Here is an 896-nt window from a genome sequence, read left to right as displayed (position 1 = left end):
GAGGGGGGTGTGGCCGGTGAGCGCGCCGAGCCAGGGGGCCGCGGCGGCGGCGAACCGGTAGGTGAGGGAGCGGCCGTACGGCAGGGGCGCGCCGTCGGCGCCGAACATCCGGGTGCAGGCGTCGAGGTGGGCGTGGAGCCGTGGCCCGTACCGGTCGAGGAGTTCCCGGTTGTCACCCAGATGAGCGTGCAGGACGGGATAGAAGTGGAGAGCCCAGCCGTTGTAGTGGTCGAAGGAGCGGTTGGGGCCGTCGCTGTACCAGCCGTCGCCGAGGTACCACTGATCGACGTGTTCCAGCGCGCGTTCGACGGTGGCCGAGGCGCGGTCGGTCTCGATGCCCGCGTCCTGGAGGAAGCCGGCGACGGTGAGACCGAAGAACCACCAGTTGTTGTCGACGGGTGAGGGGCCGAGGGCGGGCAGCAGCCAGTCGACGGCTCGTTGGCGCACCCGGTCGTCCAGCCTGTCCCACAGCCAGGGGCGGGTGAGGCGCAGCCCGAGCGCGACGGAGGCGGACTCGACGAGGGCCTGGCGCACGTCGTCGACACGGGGCCAGGAGTCGGGGTCGCCGCTGCCCAACTCCCCCGTGGGCAGCGGTCGTTCGGTTCCGGCCGCGAGTCCTTCGGCGTAGCGGCCGAGGTGGCCGTGCGGGTCTTCGCCGTGCGCGCCCGCGATCCGCAGCGCGGCGAGGAGCCAGGTGCGGGCGTACCCTTCGAGGCCGTCGGAGCGGGGTCCGGACCGGCTCGGCCGGTCGCCGGGCAGGTTGATCAGACCGTGGCGCGGCGAGGCGTAGGGGCGTACGGCGAGCAGGAGCCGGTCGGCCTCGTACTCCCAGTGCGCGCGGGTCCGGCCGGTGCGGGGGCTGAGCTCCCGCACCGGCCGGACCCGCGCGCACTGGG

At 74.2% G+C, this 896-nt stretch carries 1 protein-coding gene; it reads right to left on the bottom strand.

Annotation, left to right across the window (positions count from 1 at the left end; translation table 11 throughout):
* A partial coding sequence (locus ACJA3G_RS37785) for a DUF2264 domain-containing protein (protein ID WP_406557516.1) occupies positions 1-873 on the bottom strand: 873 nt, incomplete at its 3' end.
* Positions 874-896 lie beyond the last annotated feature (23 nt).

Source organism: Streptomyces sp. YS-3, assembly GCF_045257485.1.
Classification (GTDB): domain Bacteria; phylum Actinomycetota; class Actinomycetes; order Streptomycetales; family Streptomycetaceae; genus Streptomyces.
This window is presented reverse-complemented; position numbering and strand designations above follow the sequence as displayed.